This window comes from Seohaeicola saemankumensis (assembly GCF_021021435.1).
GTDB lineage: Bacteria > Pseudomonadota > Alphaproteobacteria > Rhodobacterales > Rhodobacteraceae > Seohaeicola.
Genome location: NZ_JAINWI010000025.1, coordinates 19,251 through 44,466 on the forward strand (window position 1 = coordinate 19,251; position 25,216 = coordinate 44,466).

Below are 25,216 nucleotides of genomic sequence, written 5' to 3' on the forward strand. Positions count from 1 at the left end.
AAAAGTCTCACAGTGCCAACTGGGGTTTATCCCTACTGAGCATCTTTCGAAACTATGGGAGAAACCGCTTTCATCAGGGCAACTTGGCGATTGGGAAGGTTTATGGTCTCCGCAGCAACAAGGCGGTCACCGTTTTTCAAATGCACCTCCAAAGAGGGTGGGTGTTGTGACGCATCACTTTGCACCAGATCGAAACCGGCGGCTATTCCAACTGCCTGAACCTTCATGTCTTTGAGATCGGACCAAAACCGTGGCGGCACAGGAGCTGGGCGTTCCTTGTTGCAGATGGCTGCCGCCGCAATCTGGGCCTGCGTGGTTGCATTGTGAACGGTTTCTATACGCACCTTTCCAGGTGCAAATTTGCTATCACCGCGGGCGCAATCGCCGATTGCGAATATTCTAGGGTCGGATGTCCGCATATCCTGATCGACACAGATACCATTGTTACACTCCAGGCCTGCGGCTTCGGCAAGCTCAACATTGGGTGTGGCGCCGATGCCCGCCAACACGAGATCGGCCTTTACCTTGGTCCCATCGCCAAGATTGACCGATGAAACGCAATGATTAGCGGCGCCAAACCCTTCAATTTTCTGATTGAACAAGAATTGGACACCAGTATCCATTAACTTCCGAGTGACGAAATTGGTTGTTGCAGGGGAAGCAACGCGGGCCATGGCGCGTGCGGCAGTCTCTACAACAGTGACGGACCATCCTAGATCGACTGCGGCAGAGGCTACTTCAAGTCCAATGACACCCGCACCAATGATCACAACATCGCGACAGTCGGGTCCGGTCAGAGCCTGACGAAGTCCCGCTGAATCGGCAAGGTCTCTCAGATAGTGAATCCCTTTCAGACTCACTCCCGGCAAATCAAGACGGCGAGGCGATGCTCCTGTTGCAAGAATCAAGGTATCGAATTTCGTCGTCTTCCCATCTGAGAAGCGAATACTCTGCTCATTCCTGTCAATGCTGACGACTTTTCGCGCACGCATCAACTCGATGCGATTTTCTTCAAAAAAGGAAAGTGGGCGTATCGGACTGGGGTGCGGCCTGTCCGGCCCGAGCAGCCAGGTCTTGGATAGAGGCGGACGCTGATAGGGGAGCGCCACCTCCTGACCAATAAGTATTATCGCGCCTTTGTATCCATTTTTCCGCAAGGTTCCGGCCGCATTTGTGCCAGCTACTCCGTTGCCAATGATAACAGTTGTATCCATGTTTTTGTTCCTCCCTTGGTATGTCGAACGCTTAGATAAGGCCAAGCGATCTTGCGATCAGTACAGCTTCGGTACGGTTGCCAGCTTTGAGACCACGCATTATTTTCTTGAAATGCCATTTCACGGTGTCCTCCGTGACATGCAGGCGCGCTGCAATTTCCTTGTTACTCAAACCAAGCGCTGCATGCTGTAGGACGCCGATTTGCTTTCGACTGATGGGGGTGGACACATATGCAACCGGACGATCGGTGAGCGGCAACTCATGCGCCGGCGTTCGGGTAATCGAAACCTGAGCTTTCCCTTGATCCAGCAGCGCTTTCGCCGCTGGACTGATGACCTGCAAAAAATGCCGCCTGTTTTCCGAAGACCTGAAGGCACCTAGTTGTAATGCTTGTTGATCGGCATCGGCCATCCTTTTCAGCGCCTGCTTTTCTTCGCCCATCAGATAAATAGCGGTTGCAAGCGTGTATTGCGCCCTGATTTCACCGCGTTGATCCCTGATCGCGGCAAAGTGTGAAAGAGCTTTTCGCGCCTGCCTCTCGGCCAGACCCAGCTTCCCGTCACGCAGAAACCTTGAGGCTTCCAGAAGCTCGCTCTCTGCGAGGATAGCTCGATTTTGGTTTGGCAAAAACACCAAGTCTTCGTCCGATGGCAGAGGCTCGGCCGCGAGGGGGGGGCTCGTCCGAGTTCCCATGGTAAAGACTTCGGTGCCCAACCGAACCAATATGTGCAACCGTTTCAACCCGCGTTCTTTCGCCAGCAGGCGGCAACGCTCGAGTAATAAAAAGGCCTGCGATGTGTTGCCCTGACGGATATAGATTTCTGCCGCGCTTCGGACGGTGGTCCAAACGACATCCGTCACTCCAAATTTGAGCGCGAAATTCAGCGCTTCCTGCAAAGTGTTTTCGTCGGGCGTAATCGACCCGTCTTCTGCCTGAATCTGAAGCTCTATGGTCGCTATCATGCCCTTGACAAAGGGCGTTCGCTCATAAGCAACGTTCTCATTTTCCTTTGCGCGCCGAATTTCGCTGCGCGCGACATAGATGTCGCCATTGAGCAGCTTAGCCAGAACTCCGGCGGTGGCCAGCCAGCCAAACGCATAGCGGTGACGGACTGCGCCGCTCACGACCGTCGCAGAGGCTATCTGATCTGAAAGGACAGCAAACTGCCTGTTGGACGCGGCGATGAACGCTCTGCAAGTCTGCGCAGCGGCCCGACCGACCGGGTTGGCCAATCCATACGTCTCAATCCAGGTCGCGCAACTCCGGTCGCTTTCCTTCATCTCATCGTGTGTGGCAAGACCAATGGCTCGGACCAGTTCAGCCCATCCATTAGGGTCTTCCTGGCCCGTCAAGACGGAACCTCGGAAAGTATTCAACTTCTCCAGAATATCCTGTGCTTCACTTGCGCGTTGACTGAAGAAAAGCACCCAAGCATAGCCGATGGCCAAGGATGGCATCTGAAACAATTTGGCCCGTGGAATCCCCGTGAACCAGACAGTCAAGGCTTCGATCTCTCCCTGCCTCAACGCAAGGTCCAAAAGAGCTTGATCGGTCAGCCGTTGGGCCCAGTTGTGGTCCTGGGCCCGCAGAGCAACATCAACGACCAAGCGATGTTCTTTCCTTCGCCAATGCCAGAATGCGATACGTTTCAGAAAATACGATCGCCGTGACCTGTGGTCCTCGATGAAGCGATTGCGCAGATACGCTCGAAGCGTAGGATTAATTTCAAAGCAGTTTGGTCTGTCAATGCTCGCCGTCAAGAGACTGTTTAGAGACGCGAGTTCAGCTAGTTTACTGCGCGAATCGTGAGTCTTAAACACATAGTCACAGGCTTCGGCCGTGATTTCTTCCAGCCAGCTCGCGTTGATCAGGCAATCGCGGAGCGGTTGAGATACCTGTGCCAGAACGTCGTTTTCAAAATAGGCCTGAATTTCTGGTAGGTGAACGATAGCCTCGCCAGATGTATTCGATTTTCCAGCCAGCGCGCAAAGAAGTGGCCAACCGCCTGCCAATTTGAATATTTTCTTTGCGATGCCGGTTTCCACCGGAAGAACCGACTGAGTCTCGTCGAGAGTGAAGCTCAATTCTCTTGGGCCGACTGTCACCACATCCGAAAGAACCGACAGGGTGACCATCGTACCTGGCAGGCGCTCGCTTACCGCCAATCGAACAGTTTCTGGCGTTTCCAGTGTGATCGTTTTCAGAAACCTTTGGATTGTGGCCGAGTCCGTCACACCATCAAGACAGATTGTGACTCGCTTTTCGCGAGCGATAAGAAGGCGCAGAGCGGCGGTCTTGAGGCTGCGCAAGGGCTGCCTGCCGGAAAATTCCTGCGGCGATAGCACTGCGACAATCGCGTGCGCGACTAATTCAGCCTCACATATGCCCTCTTGCCAGAACGACGACAAATCCAGGTAGACACAGTCCTCCCCTCGGTCGATCGCTGCCTGAGCGCACAAGGCGATTTGCACGGACTTGCCGAAGCCACGGGGTGCCTTGAAAAGGAGGCACTTCGCGCCAGAGTGCCCCGCAAAATCGAGCCTGTCACGTCGTAGAGAGCCCTGAACCAATTTTTTTCGTCGGGCATTCATCCGGTTTACTAAATCGGTAAGGTCGTCAGGGGTTTCGCAAGAGGTCGTGATCATCCCCCCCTCCCCGAAGCGATGTACCGTTGGCGTCCCAACTCCATAGCTATTGTACACAGAACTCAAAACTACACGACCGTGTAGTTGTTGGGTGCCCTAGTTGAGTGGATTTTGCCCTCTAGCGTCAAGCGGCAGGAGGAAGCAATGCAAAGCAATTACGCTTCTGGCCACCGTAAGGCCAAATGACAGCCTTTCAGGGAGGAACAGACTGATGAAGGATTTGAACGAAGCGGCCGCGGCTGAAGCTGGCACCGAAGATGCATACGTCGATAAAAAACGGTATTTTTGGATGTTGTCGGTTTTTTGGCCGGCAACGCCGTTGATCGGACTTTACCTGGTAGCGGAAACAGGTTGGAGCATCTGGTACGGCACGGTGCTGATTCTGTGGTATCTGGCGGTGCCGTTGCTGGACGCAATGTTCGGAGAGGATTTTTCTAACCCCCCCGAATCGGCCGTGCCAGATCTTGAACAAGACCGCTACTATCGCGTGCTCACCTATCTGACCGTGCCAGTTCACTACGCGGCTCTGGTTGTATCCTGTTGGTGGGTGGCGACCCAATCGGTCAACGCGTTTGAATTCATCGCGCTGGCACTGTCGCTGGGTATCGTCAACGGCTTGGCACTGAACACCGGTCATGAACTGGGTCACAAGAAGGAAACCTTTGACCGCTGGATGGCAAAACTGGTGCTGGCAGTGGTGGGCTATGGCCACTTCTTCATCGAGCATAACAAAGGGCACCATCGTGATGTGGCGACCCCGAAAGATCCTGCAACCTCGCGGATGGGTGAAAACATCTATTCTTTTGCAACGCGCGAAATCCCCGGAGCATTCAAGCGTGCTTGGGAACTTGAAGAGGTTCGCCTTGAGCGGAGTGGAAAGAGCGTCTGGAGCCTGGACAACGAGATCCTTCAGCCGCTGATCATTACCGTCGCTCTCTACGCTGGGCTGCTGGCGTTCTTCGGGCCTATCATGCTTGTGTTCCTGCCCATTCAAATGGCGTACGGATGGTGGCAGCTCACGTCGGCCAACTACATTGAGCACTATGGCTTGCTGCGCGAAAAGCTACCCAACGGGAAGTATGAGCATCAGAAGCCCCACCATTCGTGGAACTCGAACCATATCATGTCAAACCTGATCCTGTTCCACCTGCAGCGGCATTCGGATCACCACGCCCACCCGACACGGTCCTATCAATCGCTGCGCGACTTCAAGGATCTACCGGCGCTTCCTTCGGGCTACCCTGGGATGTTCTTTGCAGCGCTTGTGCCTTCCTGGTTCCGAGCAATCATGGACCATCGTGTTCTGGACTGGGCCAAAGGTGATCTGAACAAGATCCAGATCGAGCCAGGCATGCGTGAATACTATGAGCGCAAATTCGGATCGGTAGCACCTGCGCAAACTACCGCTATGCCTGCCGAATAAAGTTCAGGCAAACCGCCCTACACTCAGGAGTTGGCTCGGATTGGGCCAACCCCGACCTGCCAAATGGCACTTCGCTTTCATTCGAAAGCAAGGCCGCAGGAAGAACCTACGGAAAATAAGAACGGGACGCACATGCTCGCTTGTCAGCAAGCGTGTGAAAGGGAGGAATGAACAATGGCGACATATCAATGCCCGGATTGCGGATACACCTATGACGAAATCCAGGGTCACCAACACGAAGGTTTTCCGCCAGGAACACCTTGGTCACAAGTGCCCGACGACTTTTCTTGCCCGGATTGCGCCGTACGCGACAAGCAAGACTTTGTCCTGATCGGTGGTGCTCCGTCCGCAGAGACATCGACCGCTCAGGTCATTGAACCTGCACCCGCGCCGATCCCGGAACCCGCAGCGGCGGCACCATGTGCCCCCGCCGCACCGCAGCCGTCTCAGCCCGCTCCGGCGACTTCTGCTGCCGGAACGGCTTACCGGAAATGGCTTTGCATCACATGCGGTCATATCTACGACGAAGCCCTTGGCGACGAACATGAAGGTTTCCCGCCGGGGACGCTGTTCAGTCAGATCCCTGATGATTGGTGCTGCCCTGACTGTGGAGCCACGAAAGAGGACTATGTCCTTTACGAAGAAAAATTAGGAGAGCGAGCATGAATCAGGCTGCATCATTTCCTACCAACACAACCCACTCGGATGCCATCCGGTCCGCATTTGACACCCAGGTGCGGGCTCAACTTGCCCGGCGGGCCGGTTTTGACCGGAAGGCACGCATTGCACAACTGGATCGTCTGGCAGAAGCCGTCAAGCGGAACGAAGAAAAAATCATCGCGGCTTGCGCGGCTGATTTTCGAAAGCCCCCTGAAGAAGTAAAATTGACCGAGATTTTTCCCGTACTTCAGGAAATTCGACACACCAAGCACCATTTGAGGTCGTGGATGCGCGGCAAGCGGGCGCGTGCGACTTTGGGAGTACTTGGCACCAAGGCACGCGTTCGCCCCGAGGCAAAGGGTGTTTGCTTGATCATCGCGCCCTGGAACTATCCGGTAAACCTCTCGCTTGGGCCTTTGGTCTCTGCAATCGCTGCCGGCAACAGTGTCATTATCAAGCCGTCCGAGATGACACCGAACGCGTCCCAGGTCGTTATCGACATCGTGGAAGAGGCATTTACACCCGATCTGGTCAAGGTCATCGAAGGCGGCGCTGCAGTTTCACAGGAACTACTTTCGCTACCTTTCGACCATATTTTTTTCACGGGCAGCCCCGCAATCGGGAAGGTCGTGATGGAGGCCGCTGCGAAAAACCTGACATCGGTCACTCTGGAACTTGGCGGCAAGTCGCCGACCATTGTTGGCCCGAATGCCAATATCAAGAAGGCCGCACGCAACATCGTTTGGGGCAAGTTCTCAAACAACGGGCAAACCTGTATCGCACCGGATCACGTGTATGTGCACCGCGATGTGTCGTCCGCGTTCAAGATCGCGATCCAGGCCGAGATTGGAAGGGTCTATGGAAAGACGCTTGAGGCACAAAAAGCAACGCCCGACTACTGCCGGATCGTGAATGAACGGCACTTTGACCGGGTTCGCAACCTGATTGAGGATGCTCGCGCCAAAGGTGCAAGTATTCTTCAGGGTGGGCAGACCGATGCAAGCCAGAATTTCGTGGCCCCGACGCTAATCTCCGAAGTCTCTGATGATATGGGGATCACACAAGAAGAACTGTTCGGACCGATCTTGCCGATCATTGAATATGTCGATCTGGACAAGGTCATTGACAAGATCAACGCAAATCCCAAGCCGCTTGCCCTTTATATCTTCGACAAAAGCAAGAGTTTCGCCAATCAAATCATCTCGCGCACCTCTTCGGGCGCGGTGGGCGTGAATCTTACAGTGGTGCATTTCCTGCATCCGAACTTGCCTTTTGGCGGCGTTAACAACTCCGGCATCGGGGCGGCTCATGGTGAATACGGTTTCAAGGCCTTCTCACATGAGAAAGCTGTGCTGGAGGAAAAGCACTCCATCACGCACATGCTTTTCCCGCCTTACACGGGTTTTGTACGCCGCCTGATCAATGTCGTGGTTCGAGTGCTCGGCTAAAAGCCGGCCTGAACCAATAGGGAGAGAAGAAATGTACGACTATATCATCGTTGGTGCCGGGTCCGCCGGTTGCGTTTTGGCCAACCGGCTGTCGGCAGACCCGGCAAAACGCGTCGCGCTTATTGAAGCAGGACCAAAAGACAAGAGCCCTTTGATTCACATGCCGCTGGGGATCGCCTTGTTGGCCAACAGCAAGAAATTGAATTGGGCATTTGACACTGAACCGCAAGAGCACCTGAATGGCCGTAGGCTGTTCTGGCCGCGCGGCAAGACGCTGGGCGGTTCGTCGTCGATCAACGCCATGGTGTATATTCGCGGGCACAAGGCCGACTACGACTACTGGGCGTCAGAGGCGGGCACGGATGTCTGGGGCTGGGACCGCATGACAGACCTGTTCAAGCGGATCGAAGACAACCATCGCTTCGGCGCAACCGACACCCACGGCAAGGGCGGGGAACTGTCCGTTAGTGAACTGAAAACCGTGAACCCCCTAAGCCGTGATTTCGTGCAAGCCGGACGCGAATTGCAGATTCCCCATAACGGCGATTTCAACAGCGGCGACCAAGAGGGCCTGGGCATGTACCAGGTTACGCAAAAGGACGGCCGGCGCTGGAGTGCGGCGCAAGCCTTTCTGCGTGGGGCTGAAGCCCGGTCCAACCTTGAAATATTCACCGACGCCCGCGTGACGCGGGTCGTTATGGAGGACAAGACAGCAACCGGTGTCACCTTGCGGGAAGGCGGCGAATACCGCCAACTGCGCCTGAATGATGGCGGCGAGGTGATCCTGGCCGGCGGGGCCGTAAATTCACCGCAGCTTCTGCTGCTGTCCGGTATCGGGGATGCCCAGGAAATCAAACGGCATGGTCTTGCGGTCGTTCACGATCTTCCCGAGGTTGGTAAGAACATGGCCGACCACCTTGATGTGACGATCATGCATGCCGCAAGTTCACGGCGCCCGATCGGTGTAGCGCCCAGTTTTTTGCCGCGTGGTGTTGGCGGATTGTTTTCCTACATCTTCAGGCGCAAGGGGTTTCTGACGTCGAATGTGGCGGAAAGCGGTGGGTTCATTAAGTCGTCGCCTGATCGCGACAGGCCGAATGTTCAGTTTCACTTCCTGCCTACCTATCTAAAGGATCATGGTCGTCAGATCGCATTCGGCTATGGCTATACCCTGCACATCTGCGATCTTCTTCCCAAGAGCCGCGGTTATATCGGCCTCAAAAGTCCGGACCCTATGGACGATCCTTTGATTCAGCCGAATTACCTTCATGATCCTGAAGACCTGAAAACCATGGTTGCCGCGTTCAAAGCGGGGCGCAGGATACTCGAAGCGCCAGCAATGTCTGCGCACAGCAAATACGAAGTGCACCCCGGTAAATCCGTACAGACCAACGATGAGATCGTGGCATTCATCCGGGAAAGTGCAGAAACAATCTATCACCCGGTTGGCACATGCCGAATGGGTGCGGACAAAAATTCGGTGGTAGATCCCGAACTTAAGGTTCGCGGTGTATCTGGGCTGCGGGTTGTGGATGCATCCATCATGCCAAGCCTTGTCGCCGGAAACACCAACGCTCCCACAATGGTCATTGCTGAAAACGCGGCCGAGATCATTCTGGGGCAGGTGCGTATTCTTGACAGGAGCCGGTCAGTTGCCTGAACAACTTGATAAAAAAGCGAAAAAGCAGTCCGTTGCCAAGGGTGCGATGGGGTTTGTTGTAAGAAACTGCAAGCCGTGACCAACGGCTTGCAAGCCTTCCAGACCGACCACAAGGCCGCTCTTGAATTCAAATCCGGAAAGGAAGCTAAATGCGCGGACAAATGATGGCGATGCCACTCACAATCCACTCACTCATTGATCACGGCGCTCGCTATCACGGCAACACCGAGATTGTGTCGGTGGAAACAGACGGCACAAAGACAAAGACGAACTGGAAAAGGATTTCCGACAGATCCCGACAACTCGGCTCTGCGCTGACAAAGCTGGGGCTCTTCAAAGGGGATCGCGTTGCGACGATTGCTTGGAACAACGCGCGGCATTTGGAATGCTACTTTGGCATTTCCTGCGGTGGAATGGTGTGCCACACGATCAATCCGCGCCTCTTTCCCGAGCAGCTTGTCTATATCATCAACCACGCGGAAGACCGGGTCATCTTTTTCGACAAGACGTTCCTTCCGATAATCGAAGGGATCCGAGAGAAGCTGACGACTGTCGACACGTTCGTCCTTATGTCGGAGCATGACGAACAGGCAGCAAGTAAAATCCCCGGACTTGTGTTTTATGAGGATTTCCTGGCCGCCGGGGACGAAAACGCCGATTGGGTGGATGTCGACGAGAATGACGCATCCAGTCTTTGCTATACCTCCGGCACCACAGGAAACCCCAAAGGCGTTCTTTATTCGCACCGCTCTACTGTGTTGCATTCGATGGGCGCGGCCCTTCCCGATACGCTGAACATTTCAGCGCGCGAAGTAATGATGCCGGTAGTTCCGATGTTCCACGTCAATGCCTGGGGCATCCCTTATGCCGCCGCGATGGTCGGTGCCAAGCTGGTCTTGCCCGGTCCGGGCCTTGACGGTGACAGCATCGCACGGCTTATAGACGACGAAGGCGTGACGGTCGCGCTTGGTGTTCCGACAATCTGGCAAGGGCTTCTCGCATCGCTCGACAAGCTTGGTTCCAAAGCTGAGTCGCTTACAAGAACGGTCGTCGGTGGGTCGGCTTGTCCACCTTCGATGATCGCCGAGTTCCGCGACAAATATGGAATAGAAGTCGTACACGCTTGGGGTATGACCGAAACCTCGCCTCTCGGAACTGCAAATGCCTTGCTCGAGCGCCATGCAGTCATGACCGAGGAAGAACAGGCGAAAGTTCGTGAAAGCCAGGGCCGCCCGCCGTATGGCGTGGAACTTAAGATCGTGGACGATGCAGGCAATCCACTTCCCGAAGATGGGGCAGCGCAAGGCAATCTCCGCATTCGCGGCCATTGGGTTGTAGACAGCTATTTCGGTGCGGAAGCTGGCACGACTTTGGAATCCGATGGGTGGTTTGAAACTGGCGATGTGGCCTCGATCAATGCTGATGGGTTTATGACGATCCGGGATCGTTCCAAGGACATCATCAAATCGGGCGGCGAATGGATTTCCACCGTCGAACTTGAAGGCATCGCTGTCGGCCATCCGGGTATTGCGGATGCCGCCGCAATTGCAGCGAAGCATGAGAAGTGGGACGAGCGTCCCGTTCTCATTGCGGTGCGGGCGCTTGGAACAAGCCTGACGGAGAAAGAACTGATTTCCTTCTTCTCTGACAAAGTGGCCAAGTGGCAAGTCCCCGATGCCGTCGTTTTTGTGGAGGAATTGCCGAGAAACGCAACTGGCAAGGTGCTGAAGAACAAGTTGCGAGAGGCCTACGGGGACGTGCTTCTGGCCTGATCAAACAGCATGCAGACGAAATAGCAGGTCGCATTTTCGGTCTGCATGCTGGTGCGCGTCAAGCGCAATAAACCAACCAAAGGGAGGATTAAATGAAATACACTGGTTTAATGTCGAAAGTGCCTTATGCCGCGAAAATCATGGCTATCATGATGATAGGCTGCTTTGAATCTCTCAGCCCCGCAAATGCGGAACCACTTTACTCTAAAGGAGATTGGCTTTTGGGCTTGAACGCGGTGAAGGTATTCACCGACGAAACTCTGGATTCGGTCAGCGCGGGTGGTGCTCCAATACCGGGGGCTGGTATTGATATCTCCGATGACACCACGTTAAGCTTCGACGTTTCATATTTTTTGAACTCATCTATAGCGTTGAACTTCTTTGGTGGTTTGCCTGCCAGCGCAAATCTTGCGGGGACCGGCAGCTTGGGAGGGCTGTCTGTTGGGAAGACGAAATATGGCCCGGCTATCTTATCGCTTCAATATCACTTTGCGACCAGTGCCGCCGTTAGCCCTTATGTTGGGGCCGGTATTGCTCGGATCTTGTTTCTCGACGAACAAGGGGTTGGACTGGCGGACCTTGACCTAAAAGACTCTTGGGCACCGGCTCTCCAAGTTGGAATGCGCTATCAAGTGAGTGAGAATTGGTTTGCCAATGCTGATATACGTTACACGCCATTCGAAACAGATATCTCTGGGGCACTTGGCGGGGCGCCGGTCAGAGGCAAGGTATCGGTGGACCCAACGATCCTGAATATTGGTATTGCCTACCGATTTTAGGGCTTCCTATTTAACAGAATAAAGCCGAACGCGAGGGTAGGTTACCTCAACCCTTTGCTGTTCGATAGGCAATGAATGTTCAGCCAATCCCGCGATCTCGGGACAGGATGCGCCAAACCTGTGTGGAGTGTGATCTTGCGGCCGAATGGGGAGATGACAACAGCAATATGACCGTTGGTATCGCCGTGCTCTCTCAGCGCGGCGATACCTCTACAACTTGGCGTGTAACGCCCGCACGGTCTCCTCGTTCTTGGAGATTAACAGACGTCACCTCGTAGCTTCGGGCATTGTCCGATTTTCGGGAGGTGCTCACCTTTAAACCTTGAGGTCTGCCTGCGACCTTGCTAAAAATCGAACAATCATTAGATTTTTAGAAAAGTCGAAAGTGCGGATGTCTGGACCCCTTGATCAACTGAAGGTTATAGAACTTGGTCACGTAATTGCCGGACCACTGTCGGCAGCTTTACTCTCGGATTTTGGTGCAGATGTCATCAAGATCGAAGCCCCCAACCGGACAGATATGATGCGCGACCTTGGTCCAAAGGCAGAGGATGGGGTAGGCATTTGGTGGAAGACTTTGGGCCGCAACAAGAAAACTCTAGCTCTGGATTGGAAGTCCGACGAGGGCCGAGACATCCTTCGCAAGTTGGTTGAAGAGGCCGACGTATTGGTCGAAAACTTCCGGCCGGGCGTTTTAGAACGTGCTGGTGTCGGGCCAGAAATCCTGCACGATTGGAACCCGGACTTGGTCGTTTTGCGGGTTTCTGGTTACGGACAGGATGGTCCGATGCGCGACGTGCCAGCTTTTGGGCGGGCTGCAGAGGCCATGAGCGGTTTAGCACATCTAACTGGTTTCGAGGACGGGCCGCCGATGCACCCCGGCTTTCCGGCGGCCGACAGCACGACAGGGCTAATGGGCGCTTTGGGAATCATGATCGCGCTATTTGCCCGCGAAAAGGGGATAGCACGCGGTCAGGTCGTCGATCTTGCAGTATTCGAAGCTTTGCTTCGTTTGATGGATTATCCTGTCCCCGCACTGACAGGCGCAAACCTCTCGCCGCGGCGCAATGGACTCCGCCAGCCGATGGACTTTGCTCCAGGGGGTATGTTCCGAACGTCTGATGGGGTGTGGCTGACAGTTTCTGCAGGGAGCGCCGAAACCGCGCAACGACTGTTGCGTGCCGTCGGCGGGGGCGCCCTGGCCGATGATCCGAGGTTTGCGACACTTGGCGAGATGTCGCGGCACATGGCGGTGGTCTTCGATGCGATAAATGATTTTGTCACGCAGCACACGGCTAAAGAAGTGGAGGCGGAATTCGCCCGCCATGATGCCGTTGTTTCGCGTGTGTTGAGTGTCGAGGAAATCACGACGAACGAGCAGATACGCCATCGCGGGGATATTGTATCGGTCGCAGGTGAGCAAACTCAGGTCATTGGCCCGGTCCCGCATCTGAGCGCGACGCCCGGCAAGCTTCGTTGGCTGGGACGACAGCCTGGCGCAGACAGCCAAAGCATTCTGCGTGATCTGGGTTTTGATGACGAGCGGATCACTGCCCTTTGTGAGGCAGGAGTCGTGAGGCTGGAAGGGAAGAGGGTGCCATGACATTTAGAATGAGCGCTGACCAACAGGAAATCCGCGACCAGATTCTTCGGATTTGTGCCCAGTTTGACGACAACTACTGGCTGGAACGGGATCGCAAAGGTGGTTTCCCCCATGATCTGCACAGGGCCATGGCCGATGGCGGTTGGCTTGGTATCGCTATGCCGGAAGCTGTCGGCGGCGCCGGTCTGGGGATCACCGAAGCGACTATCATGATGCAGGCAATAGCCGAGTCAGGTGCTGGCGCAAGCGGAGCCTCGGCCATCCACATGAACATTTTCGGGCTCAACCCGGTGGTGAAGTTTGGGACCGATGAGCAGCGCGCGCGCATGCTTGGCCCTCTAATTGCTGGTGATGAAAAAGCTTGTTTCGCCGTGACCGAGCCGACCACCGGCCTGGACACCACAAAACTGAAGACAATGGCGGTACGACAGGGAGATAGATATGTCGTACACGGACAAAAAGTCTGGATTTCTACCGCGCAGGTGGCGCACAAGATGCTTCTTTTGGCCAGAACGACGCGGCTTGAGGATGTGACCAAGCCGACCGAAGGGCTGAGCCTGTTCTATACGGATCTAAACCGTGACTTCATTGATGTGCGAGAGATCGAAAAGATGGGTCGAAAGGCCGTCGATTCGAACGAGGTCTTCATTGATGGGCTACCGATTCCGGCAGAGGACCTGATCGGAGAGGAGGGCGAAGGCTTTAGGCAGATTTTGCACGGGTTGAATCCCGAACGCATCCTGGTGGCCGGCGAATGCATTGGTATTGCGCGCAACGCACTGGCGCGCGCGGCGCATTATGCAAACGAACGTGTGGTTTTTGACCGCCCGATCGGCCAAAATCAGGGTGTTCAGCATCCTCTCGCCAAAGCCTGGGCGCGGGTGGAATCTGCCAATCTCATGGTGATGCACGCAGCCGCCCTTTACGATGCGGGAGAGCCCTGCGGCGTCGAGGCGAACGCTGCCAAGCTATTGGCTGCCGACGCCGCGGTCGAGGCGACTGAAGCCGCGCAAATTACGTTTGGCGGATTCGGATACGCCAAGGAATATCACGTCGAGCGGTTAGTACGGGAGGCTCTGCTTTTCCGCATCGTACCGGTGACACCGCAGATGCTTTTGTCATTCATAGCGGAAAAAGCCCTTGGGCTTCCAAAGTCTTACTGATCGGAGATGACGGGAGGGACGACTGGGAAAAGTTGTCTTGACCAATTTTCTAACGTGCGTTAGATTAATGTCAGATACCCCGAAAAAGGGGGAATGGGAGGAGGCGTCATGAATAAGACGCAGTTCGGGTCTTCTAGGGAGGACCTGTCAAAACGTTCAACCGTTTACGCAAACGATTTGTTCGCGGGTAAAACCGTTGTGGTGACCGGCGCAGGCGGCGGATTGGGGCTGGCAATTGCGACCTTGTTCGCCAGGCTGGGGGCCAATCTGGCAATCAATGGACGTAACGAAGAGAAGCTGGCTTTGGCTGGGGAGTTCCTCGAAAGTTTCGGGGGCAAAGTTCTCGCCTTGCCCATGACCATCCGGGAGCCTGAACAGGTCGCGGATTTTGTCGCTAAGACCAATCAGGAATTCGGAGCGATTGATGTTTTGGTGAACAATGCTGGGGGCCAATTTCCGCAAGCTGCCTTGGAGTTCAGTCAAAAGGGCTGGAATGCAGTCATAGACACCAATCTCAACGGCACTTGGTGGATGATGCAATCCGCTGCGCGCCACTGGGTTGCCAACAAGCAGCCGGGTTCCATCGTCAACATCGTAGCCGATGTTTGGCGCGGTATGCCTGGGATTGCGCATACCTGCGCCGCCCGGGCAGGGGTAATTTACCTGTCTAAGTCGGTCGCTGTGGAGTGGGCGCCGCATGATATACGCGTGAACTGCGTGGCGCCGGGTTGCTGCGAAAGCAACGGTTTCGGGAATTATCCCGCAGAGGGTGCCGCAACCTTTCAGGATTCCAATCCGATGCGGCATGCTGGGGACGAATGGGATGTCGCTGAAGGTGTTGTCTATATGGCGGCCAATTCAGGAAAATTCGTAACTGGAGAAGTTCTGAACATCGACGGTGGGCAGCAATTGTGGGGGGATCCATGGCCAACGGGACGACCGGACTATTTTCGGATCTCCTGATAAAAGCCATGGACGTTAGTGGGGAAAACAGAATCTAGATGACGATGAAGAGCAAAGCGGCAATCGGAGCCGATGATGGGGCAATACTTGAGTGCAACGGGGTCGAACGTCGGTTTGGCGGCATCGTCGCTGTTACAGGTGTTGATCTCGTCATTCGAAAAGGCGAAATTTTTGGACTTGTCGGTCCGAATGGTAGCGGCAAGACAACACTAACGAATGCAATTACCGGGTTTTATCCGCCAAACGCAGGTAGTGTCCGGCTCGCAGGAAAAGACATTACAGGCACAGCGCCTCACAATGTTGCTAAGCTTGGGGTCGCCCGGACGTTCCAGAATCTCGCCCTATTCAACGGGATGAGCGTTTTGGATAACATCCTGCTCGGGCGGCACATCCACATGAAGCCAGGCGTTTTGCGTACAGCGCTTTATTGGTGGGCGGCGCGGCATGAAGAGATCGAGAACCGAAAAATCGTCGAGGAAGTGATCGAATTTCTACAGCTTGAAAGCATCCGGCATGAGATGGTCGATGGTCTTCCAATAGGGTTAAAAAAACGGGTCGAACTGGCGAGGGCATTGGTAGCTGAGCCGCAGATGTTGATTCTCGATGAGCCGATGGCAGGCATGAACCAGGAAGAAAAGGGGTACATGTCCCGCTTCATTCTGGATGCCCGGGCCGAACGCGGTGTCAGCGTTCTGCTGATCGAGCACCATATGGATGTCATTATCGGCATTTGTGATCGGATGCTGGCCTTGAATTATGGCGAAATGATCGCCAGCGGCATCCCGAGAGAGGTTGTGAAAGACCCACGGGTCATCGAGGCATATATCGGAGGGTCGCATGACTGATTTAGGCAAGAACCTGTCTTCAGGCGGCGCAACGATCGGTGCATTGTTGGCGCAGAACGCTTCGCGCTACGGAAAGGATATCGCCCTTCGCGAAAAAGAGCGCGGGATATGGAAAGAGACTACCTGGGCGGAATACGCCCAAGAAGTACTAGCCTGTGCAGCTGGACTTGAAAGAATCGGCGTGAAGCCCGGCAAAGCCGTGCTGATTCTGGGCGACAACCGTGCGCGGCTGTATGCTGGCATGCTGGCAGTTTCGTTGCTTGGTGCCTACGCAATGCCCGCTTATCCGGGCGCGACACTCGACGAATTGCGACACTTCCTCGGCGAAGTCGAGATTGTCGGGGCTATCGCGGAAGATCAGGAACAGGTTGATAAGATCCTGGAGCTGAAGGCCGCGGGCGCAAAGGGCATCGACCACATCATTTATGATGAAGAGCGCGGTCTTGGCTTCTATGAAGTTGAAGGGCTGATGTCTTGGGTTCATCTGATCGAAGTTGGTCAGCATGAGCTAAACGAGACACCGGGTTTGCGTGAGAACCTGCTTGCTCGTGCAAAACCGGAAGATCCGGCCATCTTCCTGCATTCCTCCGGGACAACAGGTGCTCCGAAAGGGATCGTTCTGAGTCAGAAGAACGTTCTTGCTGCTGCCAGGAACGGACATGCAGCGGGGGCCTTTGACGAAAACGAGGAAATTCTTGCCTATCTGCCAATGGCTTGGGTTGGGGATTTTGCAATTACGGTGGCGGCGGCACTTTTGTACCGGTTTACCGTGAACGTGCCAGAGCGGCAGGAAACCGTCGGGCGCGACATGCGCGAGATTGCTCCGACCTTCTATCTGGCGGCGCCGAGAAGCTGGGACCAGATGCTGACCACAATTCAGGTGGGCATCGAGAATTCGACCCGTTTCAAGAAAAGGCTATACCATTTCTTCATGGACCGGGCCATCGCAGCCGAGACACGCAAGCTGAACGGCAAAAGCGGCGGCGCCTTGGAGCCTCTGGGCCGACTTCTAGGCGAGGCAATCGTTTTCGGTCCGATCAAGGACCAGTTCGGGATGAGCCGCCTCAAGAACGCGTTCACTGGCGGTGAAGCGATCGGCGAAGACACTTTTGTTTTCTACCGGGCCCTGGGAATCAAATTGCGCCAACTCTACGGTCAGACTGAAAACAGTGCGATCAACGCGATCCAGGCTCCGGGTGAAGTGCGTCTTCATACTGTTGGCAAACCCGCGCCGGGCGTTGAGGTGACTATCGCCGAGGACGGGGAGATCCTGGTACGCTCGGACAGCGTGTTTGAAGGGTATTTCAATAAGCCCGAAGCGACCGCCGAAGCCCTTGAGGGTGGGTGGCTGCATACAGGTGATGCTGGGTATCTGGAGGAAGACGGACACTTGGTTGTTCTGGGGCGCGTTTCCGAGGTTATGCATACAGCCGGAGGCGAGCGATATGTGCCGAACTACATCGAGAACCGGTTGAAATTCAGCCCATACATTAAAGACGCGGCCGTAGTAGGCGCCGGCCTTGACGAATTGACGGCAATGGTCTGCGTGGATTTCGAAGCGGTCGGCCACTGGGCAGAGGTGAACGGCGTACCCTACGTGTCGTATGCCGATCTTTCCCAGCGCGAAGAGGTCGCGACGTTGCTTCGCGAAGCTTTCCGACGGGTCAACAAGGCCGTCACCGAGCCGCTACGCCTGCAACGCTTTGTCAGCCTGCCGAAAGAATTCGATCCGGACGATGGTGAGATCACGCGGACCCGAAAACTACGGCGCAAGGTCGTGCAGGAACGCTATTCTGACGTGATAGCGGCGCTCTACGACGGTTCAAAAGAGGTCCACGTAAGCGCGCAGGTGACTTACGAGACTGGGGAAGTTGGGAGGGTCGAGAGAAGCCTTCCCATCAGGGAGGTATAAATGGATTGGGTCTTTCTAACAGAGCTTGCGATCAACGGGGCCTTGACGGGTCTGCTGTATTCGCTATTCGCGATCGGCCTTGTGTTGATCTATAAAGCATCGTCGGTGCCCAATTTGGCGCAGGGCGGGCTGACCATGGTCGGCGCCTATGTGGTCTTGGCGCTGGCACGTGATGTGGGTTTGCCTTTGTGGCTGGCCATTCCGCTTGCTGTGGTCGTCATGTTCGGCCTTGGATTCGGTATCGAGCGTGTTGCCCTGCGTCGTCTCGCGGGTCGACCGGTCGTCATGATCCTGATGCTGACACTTGGACTGGACATTTTCCTTCGGGGGACAACGCTTGCGATCTGGGGCGGGACGTCGCGTTCAATGGAACTGGGCGTCAGCTATGATCCCCTGTTCTTGGGCGACATTTTCGTCAGCCGCATTCATCTTGTCGGTGCCGGGGTCGCGGTCGGTCTCTTTGTCGCCTTCATGCTATTTTTCCGCACCCGGACAGGAATAAAACTGCGGGCGATCGCGGATGATTACATGGCATCATGGTCGGTCGGAATCTCGGTTGAGCGCGGTGTTGGTCTGTCCTGGGCACTAGCATCGGTGGTTGCCGTAGCCGCAGGCGTCATCTGGGGTGAAATCCAGGGTGTCGACCAGGCGCTGTCCTTGCTGCTTCTCAAGGGTCTGACGGTTGCTGTTCTCGGTGGTCTTGACAGTATTCTGGGCGCAGTGGTGGCCGGTATTATCCTCGGTGTCGTGGAAAATGTCGGCGCTGACTTCCTAGACCCGCTTGTCGGAGGTGGAAGCCGGGAACTGATCGTGGCCGCCGTGCTCATTCTTACCGTCATGATCCGCCCGCATGGACTGTTCGGTCGTCACGACATCGAGAGGGTGTAAAGGATGTTTTATAGACTTTCCGGTATCCATCATGCCAACTATGTTTCGGATAGCCGTATCTTCAAGGTGCCTGCTGATCGGAATCTGGCGGCATTCATCTTCCTGATTGGCCTTGCCGCGCCATTCATCGTACCGTCGCTTTACCTGAACAGTTATATGCTCCCGTGGTTGATCTGGACGGCAGCAGCCCTGGGTCTGAATCTGGTGACAGGTTGGGCAGGCCAGCTGCACTTGGGCTATGCCGCGGTCATGGCCGTCGGAGCGTATTCGGCGATCCACGCCGCGCGGTTCGGGGTGCCGTGGGAATTCGCCCTGATCATTGGCGGACTGACGGCATCCGTGATCGGCAGCCTATTCGCCTTTGCCGCCTTGCGGGTCAAAGGGCTGTATCTCGCCCTCACAACCCTTGCGATGCAATTCGTGATGGACTGGGTTCTGACCCACTCGCCGGCCATTTCAGGGGGTTCGCACGCATCTCTCCAATCTCCAACGCTGGCGCTGCTCGGGCAGGACATCACCTCGGACACGGGCTATTACTATGTCGCCTTCGGATGGTGTGTGCTGGTGACGATCTTCATGCTCAACCTCAAGCGCACGGGGCTTGGTCGTGCCTTGGTCGCAGTGCGGGAAAAAGACTTTGCCGCAGCTATCCTCGGTGTGAACAGTTTCTACTACAAGATTCTGGCCTTCGCGACGTCGTCTTTCATTGCGGGTGTTAGCGGTGCGTTGCTTGTTGCGACTTTCTTCTTTCTTGCCGCGCCCGAACAGTTCTCGGTTGCCGTTTCGATCCAGGTTCTTGCCATGGTAATCGTTGGCGGGCTTGGCAGCATCATCGGATCTTATTTCGGTGTTGCTCTGATCCTTCTTGTTCCGGGTCTGGTGAACGGTCTCATCGTCACGCTGAGTGACCAGCTTGGCATGCAGATCAATGTTGAAACGCTCGCTCACATCCCGAACGCAGTCTATGGCGCGCTGATCGTCATTATTCTTCTGATCGAGCCGCTCGGCTTGGGAAAACTCTACGGCAACATCAGAGACTATCTGATGGTCTGGCCCTTCGATCAGTTCAAGAAATAAGGGAAATGCCGATGCAAGAAAAAGTTGAAGCGCAGCCCATCCTGTCCATGAACAGTGTTGAGGTGCTGTACGACAATGTGATGCTGGCGATCAAAGGGGTTTCGGTCCAGGTCCCAAAAGGGGAGATGATCGCACTTTTGGGGTCGAACGGAGCGGGAAAAAGCACCACGTTGAAGGCGATCAGCGGGCTTTTGAAGGCTGAGCGCGGACGCATCAGCCGAGGTGAGATAACGTTTCAAGGAACGGATATTACCCAAGCACTGGCGCAAAAACGTGTCGAGATGGGCATCTGTCATGTTATCGAGGGGCGACGGGTCTTTGAACACCTGACCCCCGACGAAAACCTGACCGCAGCTGCCCCGAGCGGAATGTCCCGAACGGCGCTGAAAGTCGAAAAGGACAAGATCTACGCATATTTTCCGCGGCTTGCCGAGCGGCGGAATTCGCAAGCAGGCTATTTGTCTGGTGGTGAGCAACAGATGCTTGCCATCGGCAGAGCCATGGTGACACAGCCGAAGCTATTGATGCTGGACGAACCAAGTCTTGGGCTTGCCCCGTTCCTGGTCGAAGAAATCTTTGGGATCCTGCAAAAGATCAATCGGGAGGAGGGCCTGTCTGTCCTTCTGGTGGAGCAGAACGCATTGGCCGCATTGGAGATCGTTTCTCAAGGGTATCTGATCGAGAACGGCCGCGTGGTTATGCACGGCACGGCCGAGGCGCTCAAGTCCAATTCCGACATTCAGGAATTCTATCTGGGTGGTGGGGAAGGCACCGATTTCCATAACGTCAAGCACTATAGCCGGCGCAAGCGCTGGCTGAGTTGAAGTACGAATTAGAAATTGTTCAGGGAGGATCAAATGAAGAAACTTACCCAAGCGCTGGCAGTATTTTCAATGTTTGGCGGAGCCATGTTCGGCACCCAGACGCTGGCTGAACCATTCAAAATCGGCATCTGCTACGACCTCAGCAAGGCGTATACCTTTGCCACGCCACAGGTTTCGCAAGCCGCGATGGATCTTGCGAAGCTCATCAACATAAAGGGCGGCATCGGTGGAGAGCCGGTCGAGGTTATCGTCCGCGACCATGGAAACGAACCGCAACGCGGGATCGAGTGCTACTCAAAGCTCAGCCGCGAGGGCGTTTTCGTCTTTGATACTCTGTCCACGCCTGTCTCTTTGGCCATCCTGCCGCGTGCCATGGCAGATAGAAACATCCTTATGCAGTCACTTGTTGGCCGCGGCGATGCAGTGGACGGCACCGTGTTTGACTGGGTGTATCCGGTCGGACCGACCTATTGGGGGCAGGCGGCGAATGACGTTGCCTACATCAAACAATTGCATGACGGCGATCTGTCGGACGTGAAAGTGGGGTTTGTCTATTTCGACTATCCTTTCGGACAGGAGCCGATCGAAATTCTGCAAACACTGTCTGAAAAAGAGGGTTTCGAGCTTGAGCTTTACCCTGTGCCACTGCCTGGCAGCGACCAAGCCGGTGTGTGGTCCAAGGTGCGCCGCGACAACCCCGATCATGTGATAGTCTGGATGCTGGGCGGTGCGCATGTGGTTGCGTCGAAGGAAATGCAGCGTAACCGCATCCCGATGGATAAATATATTTCCGTCAACTGGCTGAACGAAGTTGATATTGCCAACATCGGCAAAGAGGCAGCCAAGGGCATCAAGCGCGGTACAAATGTCGTGGGCGGTCAGGATATCGCCCTGTATAAGGAAATCATCACCGAACTGTATGAAAAGGATCAGGGTTCGGGCCCGATTGAGAAGACACAGGACGTTTTTTACAACACCGGGTTGGCGATGTATTCGATCATGTTCGAAGCCGCGCGTAGGGCGGCAGAGAGCGAAGGTCTTCCCATTACGGCAACGTCCTACAAGGCAGGATTGGAATCGCTTGATGGTTACGACGCAAACGGGCTGATGGCACCCATCACAGTGACGGCCGAAGACCATGGTGGCGGTGGCAAGACTCGGATTGAGATGTGGGACGGGGAGGCTTGGGTCCCGCAAACCGACTGGATCTCTGAATACACGGATGTCGTGTGGGACGTGGTTAAGGAAAGTTCCTCCAAATACGAGCAGTGAAAGACTGAACAGCAGGAAATGTGGCGCAACGCGTGGCGGCGGCGCTCACGAAACAAGATGACCGCCCTAAACTCAGACAACGGGAGAGAGAAAAGATGAAAGTCAAACAACACATAAAGGCGGTGGCCTTTACTGCCGCCTTGGCAGTAAGCGCGACTGTTGCCACGGCGCAGGACAAGGAGCCGATCCGCTTCGGACTCTGCTTCGACCTCAGTAAATCGTACACGTTCATTTCGCCGCAGGTGGCGCAGGCAGCGCAGGACCTGGCGATGTACACCAACGAGAATGGTGGCATCGAGGGCCATCCGGTGGAAATCATCGTTCGCGATCACGGTAACGAACCGCAGCGCGGCGTGGAATGCTACGAGCAACTCAAGCGCGAAGGTGTCTTCCTCTTCAACATGCTCTCGACGCCGGTCACGAACGCGGTTCTGCCGCGTGCCATGAAGGACGGCAACCTTCTGATGCAGTCCTTCGTTGGCCGCGGCGATGCAGTTGACGGGGAAGTGTTCGAATGGGTCTTCCCAGTCGGTCCGACCTATTGGCAGCAGGCTGCGAATGACGTTGCCTTCATCAAAAACCAGATGGGCGGTGACCTGAGCAAAGCGAAGATCGGGTTCATCTATTTGGATTACCCCTTCGGTCAGGAACCAATTGAGATCCTGAAAACACTTTCTGAAAAAGAAGGGTTTGAGCTGGAACTTTATCCCGTGCCGCTCCCCGGTTCGGATCAAGCTGGCGCATGGAGCAATATCCGCCGTGATAAGCCAGATTACGTGATCAGCTGGCTTCTGGCGGGCGGGCATGTGGTTGCCTCGAAAGAAATGCGCCGCAACCGGTTCCCGATCGACCGTTATCTGTCGGTGAACTGGCTGAACGAAGTCGATATCGCCAACATTGGCGCACAAGAGGCAAAAGGCATTCTGCGCGGGACCAACGTGGCCGGTGGCCAGGAAGTTCCGATCGTCAAGACGATGTTGGACACCTACTATGCCAATAGCAAGGGCAGCGGACCCGAGAGTCTGGTGCGCGACGTGTACTATAACACAGGCATGGCGATTTACTCGGTGGGTTTTGAGGCTGCGCGTATCGCGATAACCGAAAACGGTTGGCCGATCACGGCGGAAAACATGAAGAATGCCTATGAGTCGATCGAGAACTTCGATGGCAACGGCGTCATGGCCCCGGTCACAGTGACCGACAAAGACCACGGTGGCGGCGGCAAGACACGGGTCGAACAGTGGGATGGCGAAACCTGGGTTCCGCTGACCGACTGGAGCGCCGACTATCTCGACGTTGTGTGGGAAGTCATCAAGCACAGCTCCGCGACGTTCAAAGTCGAGTAAGACAAAGCTTCCCCGCGGCAAACATGTCGCGGGGAACCTTTCCGCACTTAAATTGTTCAGAGAAAACGAAGCAGGTATCATGAGCCCCATTGACGTGAAGATTGAAGACGGCATTGCGACCGTCTGTATCAACCGGCCCGAACGCAAAAACGCGCTTTCTGTGGCGGCGACGAACGGGCTGACCGATGCCTGGGAGAAGATCGAGGCGGATGACAGCGTTCGCGTGGCCATTCTGACTTCGGCCGATTGCGGCGTTTTCAGCGCCGGACTGGATCTGAAGGAAGCCACGCAAATCGCACGCGACGAGGGCGTCGATATTCTGACTAAGATGCGCGACCCGTTTCACGAGACAATGCGCGCCTGCAAGAAACCCATCATCGCGGCGATGACGGGGTCGCTGATGGCGGGCGGCATGATGCTGACTTTGAATTGCGATCTGCGGGTGGGTCTCAAAGGGACTAAGGTGGGTATTACCGAAGTAAAGATCGGTCGTGGATCGCCCTGGGCATCACCGGCCCTGTCGATGCTGCCGCAGCCCATCTTGATGGAAATCGTTCTGACCGGCGATCTGATGCCGATCGAGCGCCTGCACGAATACGGGTTCACCAACTACATTGAGGACACCCCCGATGCTGTCCGGGCAAGGGCCTTGGACCTTGCCAAACGCATCGCCAGCGCCGCTCCGCTTTCGGTGATTGCCGCGAAAGGTGGCGTTCGTGCGACCATGGACTTGGGCTGTGCGGGTGGTCTGGAAGAGGGCAAGCGCCTGCACGAGGTGGTTTACGCCAGCAACGACGCAATTGAAGGCCCCAAGGCTTTTGCCGAAAAACGAGCGCCCGTCTGGACCGGGACCTGATGGAGGCTTGAATGACTGAACTTATTCGCCTGGACAGGGAAGGGCCTGTCGGAATTCTGCGTTTCCTTCAGCCGGCAAAACGCAACCCTTACAGCATCGGGTTTGTCGAAGAACTGGTGGCGCTCCTGCGCGAAGCCGAACGGGACGATACGATCCGTGCCGTTGTCATGAGCGGGGGCGACCATTTCAGCAGCGGCGGCGATCTGGTTGGGTTTCAGTCTGAAATTGCGAAAGGCGCAAGGGCGACGTCGGAAATGGTGGACCTGGTTCACGATGGCGGACGCGCGGCCTATCTGTTTCGCAAACCTCTGATATCGGCAGTATGCGGCGTAGCTTTTGGCGCGGGACTAAGCTTGGCTCTTTCGGCGGACATTGTCGTTGCCGCCGAAGATGCTCGGCTGTGCGAAGTATTTGCGCGTGTTGGCGGCTGTCCCGACACGGGTTCGAGTTGGCTGCTTCAGCAGCGTGCCGGCGCCGGCGTGGCCCGGATGTTGGTACTTACGGGTCGAGAGATCGACGGGCTCACCGCTAGGGAACTGCGCATCGTCGAAGAATGCGTGCCAGCCAGTCAGGTCGAGGCACGGGCTTTGGAAATTGCTCGCGAGATCGCCACTCACCCGATGTTCGGCGTTCAGACAGCCAAGCGCGTCATGCGAGCCGCAGCAGAGTGCAGCTATCTCGAGGCGCTAGACATCGAGCGCGACGCCCAGAGCGTTTTGCTGTGTGCGCATGACTTTCCCGAGGCTATGAAAGCTTTTTCGGAAAAAAGAACCCCGGAATTCAAAGACCGTTAGACCGGTCGAAACCATATCGTAAAACTCAAGGAGACCACGCTTATGAAGGTACTCGTGCCTGTCAAACGTG

General features: G+C 55.5%; 20 protein-coding genes. 18 read left to right on the top strand and 2 right to left on the bottom strand.

The window, feature by feature from the left end; genetic code table 11:
* Window positions 1-32: 32 nt before the first annotated feature.
* Window positions 33-1,214 carry an NAD(P)/FAD-dependent oxidoreductase gene (locus tag K7H22_RS18620; protein ID WP_230802341.1) on the bottom strand — a complete coding sequence of 394 codons (1,182 nt, stop codon included), beginning with the start codon at window positions 1,212-1,214 and terminating at the stop codon, window positions 33-35.
* Between the two features lie 31 nt (window positions 1,215-1,245).
* Window positions 1,246-3,861, bottom strand: coding sequence for a helix-turn-helix transcriptional regulator (locus K7H22_RS18625; protein ID WP_230802342.1), 2,616 nt, complete (start codon window positions 3,859-3,861; stop codon window positions 1,246-1,248).
* A 211-nt stretch (window positions 3,862-4,072) separates the two neighbouring features.
* On the opposite strand from K7H22_RS18625, the gene K7H22_RS18630 reads away from it, so the two are divergent.
* The 18 genes from K7H22_RS18630 (at window position 4,073) to K7H22_RS18720 (ending at window position 25,146) form a co-directional block, all read left to right on the top strand.
* Window positions 4,073-5,284, top strand: coding sequence for an alkane 1-monooxygenase (locus K7H22_RS18630; protein ID WP_230802343.1), 1,212 nt, complete (start codon window positions 4,073-4,075; stop codon window positions 5,282-5,284).
* Window positions 5,285-5,458: 174 nt separating this feature from the next.
* Window positions 5,459-5,950 (top strand): rubredoxin, encoded by a 492-nt coding sequence (locus tag K7H22_RS20285; protein WP_419248197.1) that lies wholly within the window; start codon window positions 5,459-5,461, stop codon window positions 5,948-5,950.
* Window positions 5,947-7,392, top strand: coding sequence for an aldehyde dehydrogenase family protein (locus tag K7H22_RS18645; protein ID WP_230802344.1), 1,446 nt, complete (start codon window positions 5,947-5,949; stop codon window positions 7,390-7,392). The genes K7H22_RS20285 and K7H22_RS18645 overlap by 4 nt, the downstream gene beginning before the upstream one ends.
* A 31-nt stretch (window positions 7,393-7,423) precedes the next feature.
* Window positions 7,424-9,052 carry a GMC family oxidoreductase gene (locus K7H22_RS18650; protein WP_230802345.1) on the top strand — a complete coding sequence of 543 codons (1,629 nt, stop codon included), beginning with the start codon at window positions 7,424-7,426 and terminating at the stop codon, window positions 9,050-9,052.
* 149 nt (window positions 9,053-9,201) lie between these two features.
* Window positions 9,202-10,824, top strand: coding sequence for a long-chain fatty acid--CoA ligase (locus K7H22_RS18655; RefSeq protein WP_230802346.1), 1,623 nt, complete (start codon window positions 9,202-9,204; stop codon window positions 10,822-10,824).
* 92 nt (window positions 10,825-10,916) lie between these two features.
* On the top strand, window positions 10,917-11,603 hold the full coding sequence (locus tag K7H22_RS18660; RefSeq protein WP_230802347.1) for an OmpW/AlkL family protein: 687 nt from the start codon (window positions 10,917-10,919) through the stop codon (window positions 11,601-11,603).
* 391 nt (window positions 11,604-11,994) lie between these two features.
* Window positions 11,995-13,206 carry a CaiB/BaiF CoA transferase family protein gene (locus tag K7H22_RS18665; protein ID WP_230802348.1) on the top strand — a complete coding sequence of 404 codons (1,212 nt, stop codon included), beginning with the start codon at window positions 11,995-11,997 and terminating at the stop codon, window positions 13,204-13,206.
* An 8-nt stretch (window positions 13,207-13,214) separates the two neighbouring features.
* Window positions 13,215-14,369, top strand: coding sequence for an acyl-CoA dehydrogenase family protein (locus tag K7H22_RS18670; protein WP_230802349.1), 1,155 nt, complete (start codon window positions 13,215-13,217; stop codon window positions 14,367-14,369).
* Window positions 14,370-14,477: 108 nt separating this feature from the next.
* Window positions 14,478-15,332 (top strand): SDR family oxidoreductase, encoded by an 855-nt coding sequence (locus K7H22_RS18675; protein WP_230802350.1) that lies wholly within the window; start codon window positions 14,478-14,480, stop codon window positions 15,330-15,332.
* 38 nt (window positions 15,333-15,370) lie between these two features.
* Window positions 15,371-16,177: an ABC transporter ATP-binding protein gene (locus K7H22_RS18680; protein ID WP_230802351.1), complete on the top strand. Its 807-nt coding sequence runs from the start codon at window positions 15,371-15,373 to the stop codon at window positions 16,175-16,177.
* On the top strand, window positions 16,170-18,089 hold the full coding sequence (locus K7H22_RS18685; RefSeq protein WP_230802352.1) for an AMP-dependent synthetase/ligase: 1,920 nt from the start codon (window positions 16,170-16,172) through the stop codon (window positions 18,087-18,089). The genes K7H22_RS18680 and K7H22_RS18685 overlap by 8 nt, the downstream gene beginning before the upstream one ends.
* Window positions 18,090-18,977: a branched-chain amino acid ABC transporter permease gene (locus K7H22_RS18690; RefSeq protein WP_230802353.1), complete on the top strand. Its 888-nt coding sequence runs from the start codon at window positions 18,090-18,092 to the stop codon at window positions 18,975-18,977. It begins immediately after the preceding gene.
* 3 nt (window positions 18,978-18,980) lie between these two features.
* Window positions 18,981-20,054, top strand: coding sequence for a branched-chain amino acid ABC transporter permease (locus K7H22_RS18695; protein ID WP_230802354.1), 1,074 nt, complete (start codon window positions 18,981-18,983; stop codon window positions 20,052-20,054).
* Between the two features lie 11 nt (window positions 20,055-20,065).
* Window positions 20,066-20,878, top strand: a complete 813-nt coding sequence (locus tag K7H22_RS18700) for an ABC transporter ATP-binding protein (protein ID WP_230802355.1) — start codon at window positions 20,066-20,068, stop codon at window positions 20,876-20,878.
* Window positions 20,879-20,911: 33 nt separating this feature from the next.
* Window positions 20,912-22,150, top strand: a complete 1,239-nt coding sequence (locus K7H22_RS18705) for an ABC transporter substrate-binding protein (protein ID WP_330165867.1) — start codon at window positions 20,912-20,914, stop codon at window positions 22,148-22,150.
* Between the two features lie 95 nt (window positions 22,151-22,245).
* Window positions 22,246-23,496 carry an ABC transporter substrate-binding protein gene (locus K7H22_RS18710; RefSeq protein WP_230802356.1) on the top strand — a complete coding sequence of 417 codons (1,251 nt, stop codon included), beginning with the start codon at window positions 22,246-22,248 and terminating at the stop codon, window positions 23,494-23,496.
* A gap of 79 nt (window positions 23,497-23,575) precedes the next feature.
* Entirely contained in the window at window positions 23,576-24,352 is a 777-nt protein-coding gene (locus tag K7H22_RS18715) for an enoyl-CoA hydratase/isomerase family protein (protein WP_230802357.1), read from the top strand.
* A gap of 11 nt (window positions 24,353-24,363) precedes the next feature.
* Window positions 24,364-25,146 carry an enoyl-CoA hydratase/isomerase family protein gene (locus tag K7H22_RS18720; RefSeq protein WP_230802358.1) on the top strand — a complete coding sequence of 261 codons (783 nt, stop codon included), beginning with the start codon at window positions 24,364-24,366 and terminating at the stop codon, window positions 25,144-25,146.
* Window positions 25,147-25,216: the final 70 nt, after the last annotated feature.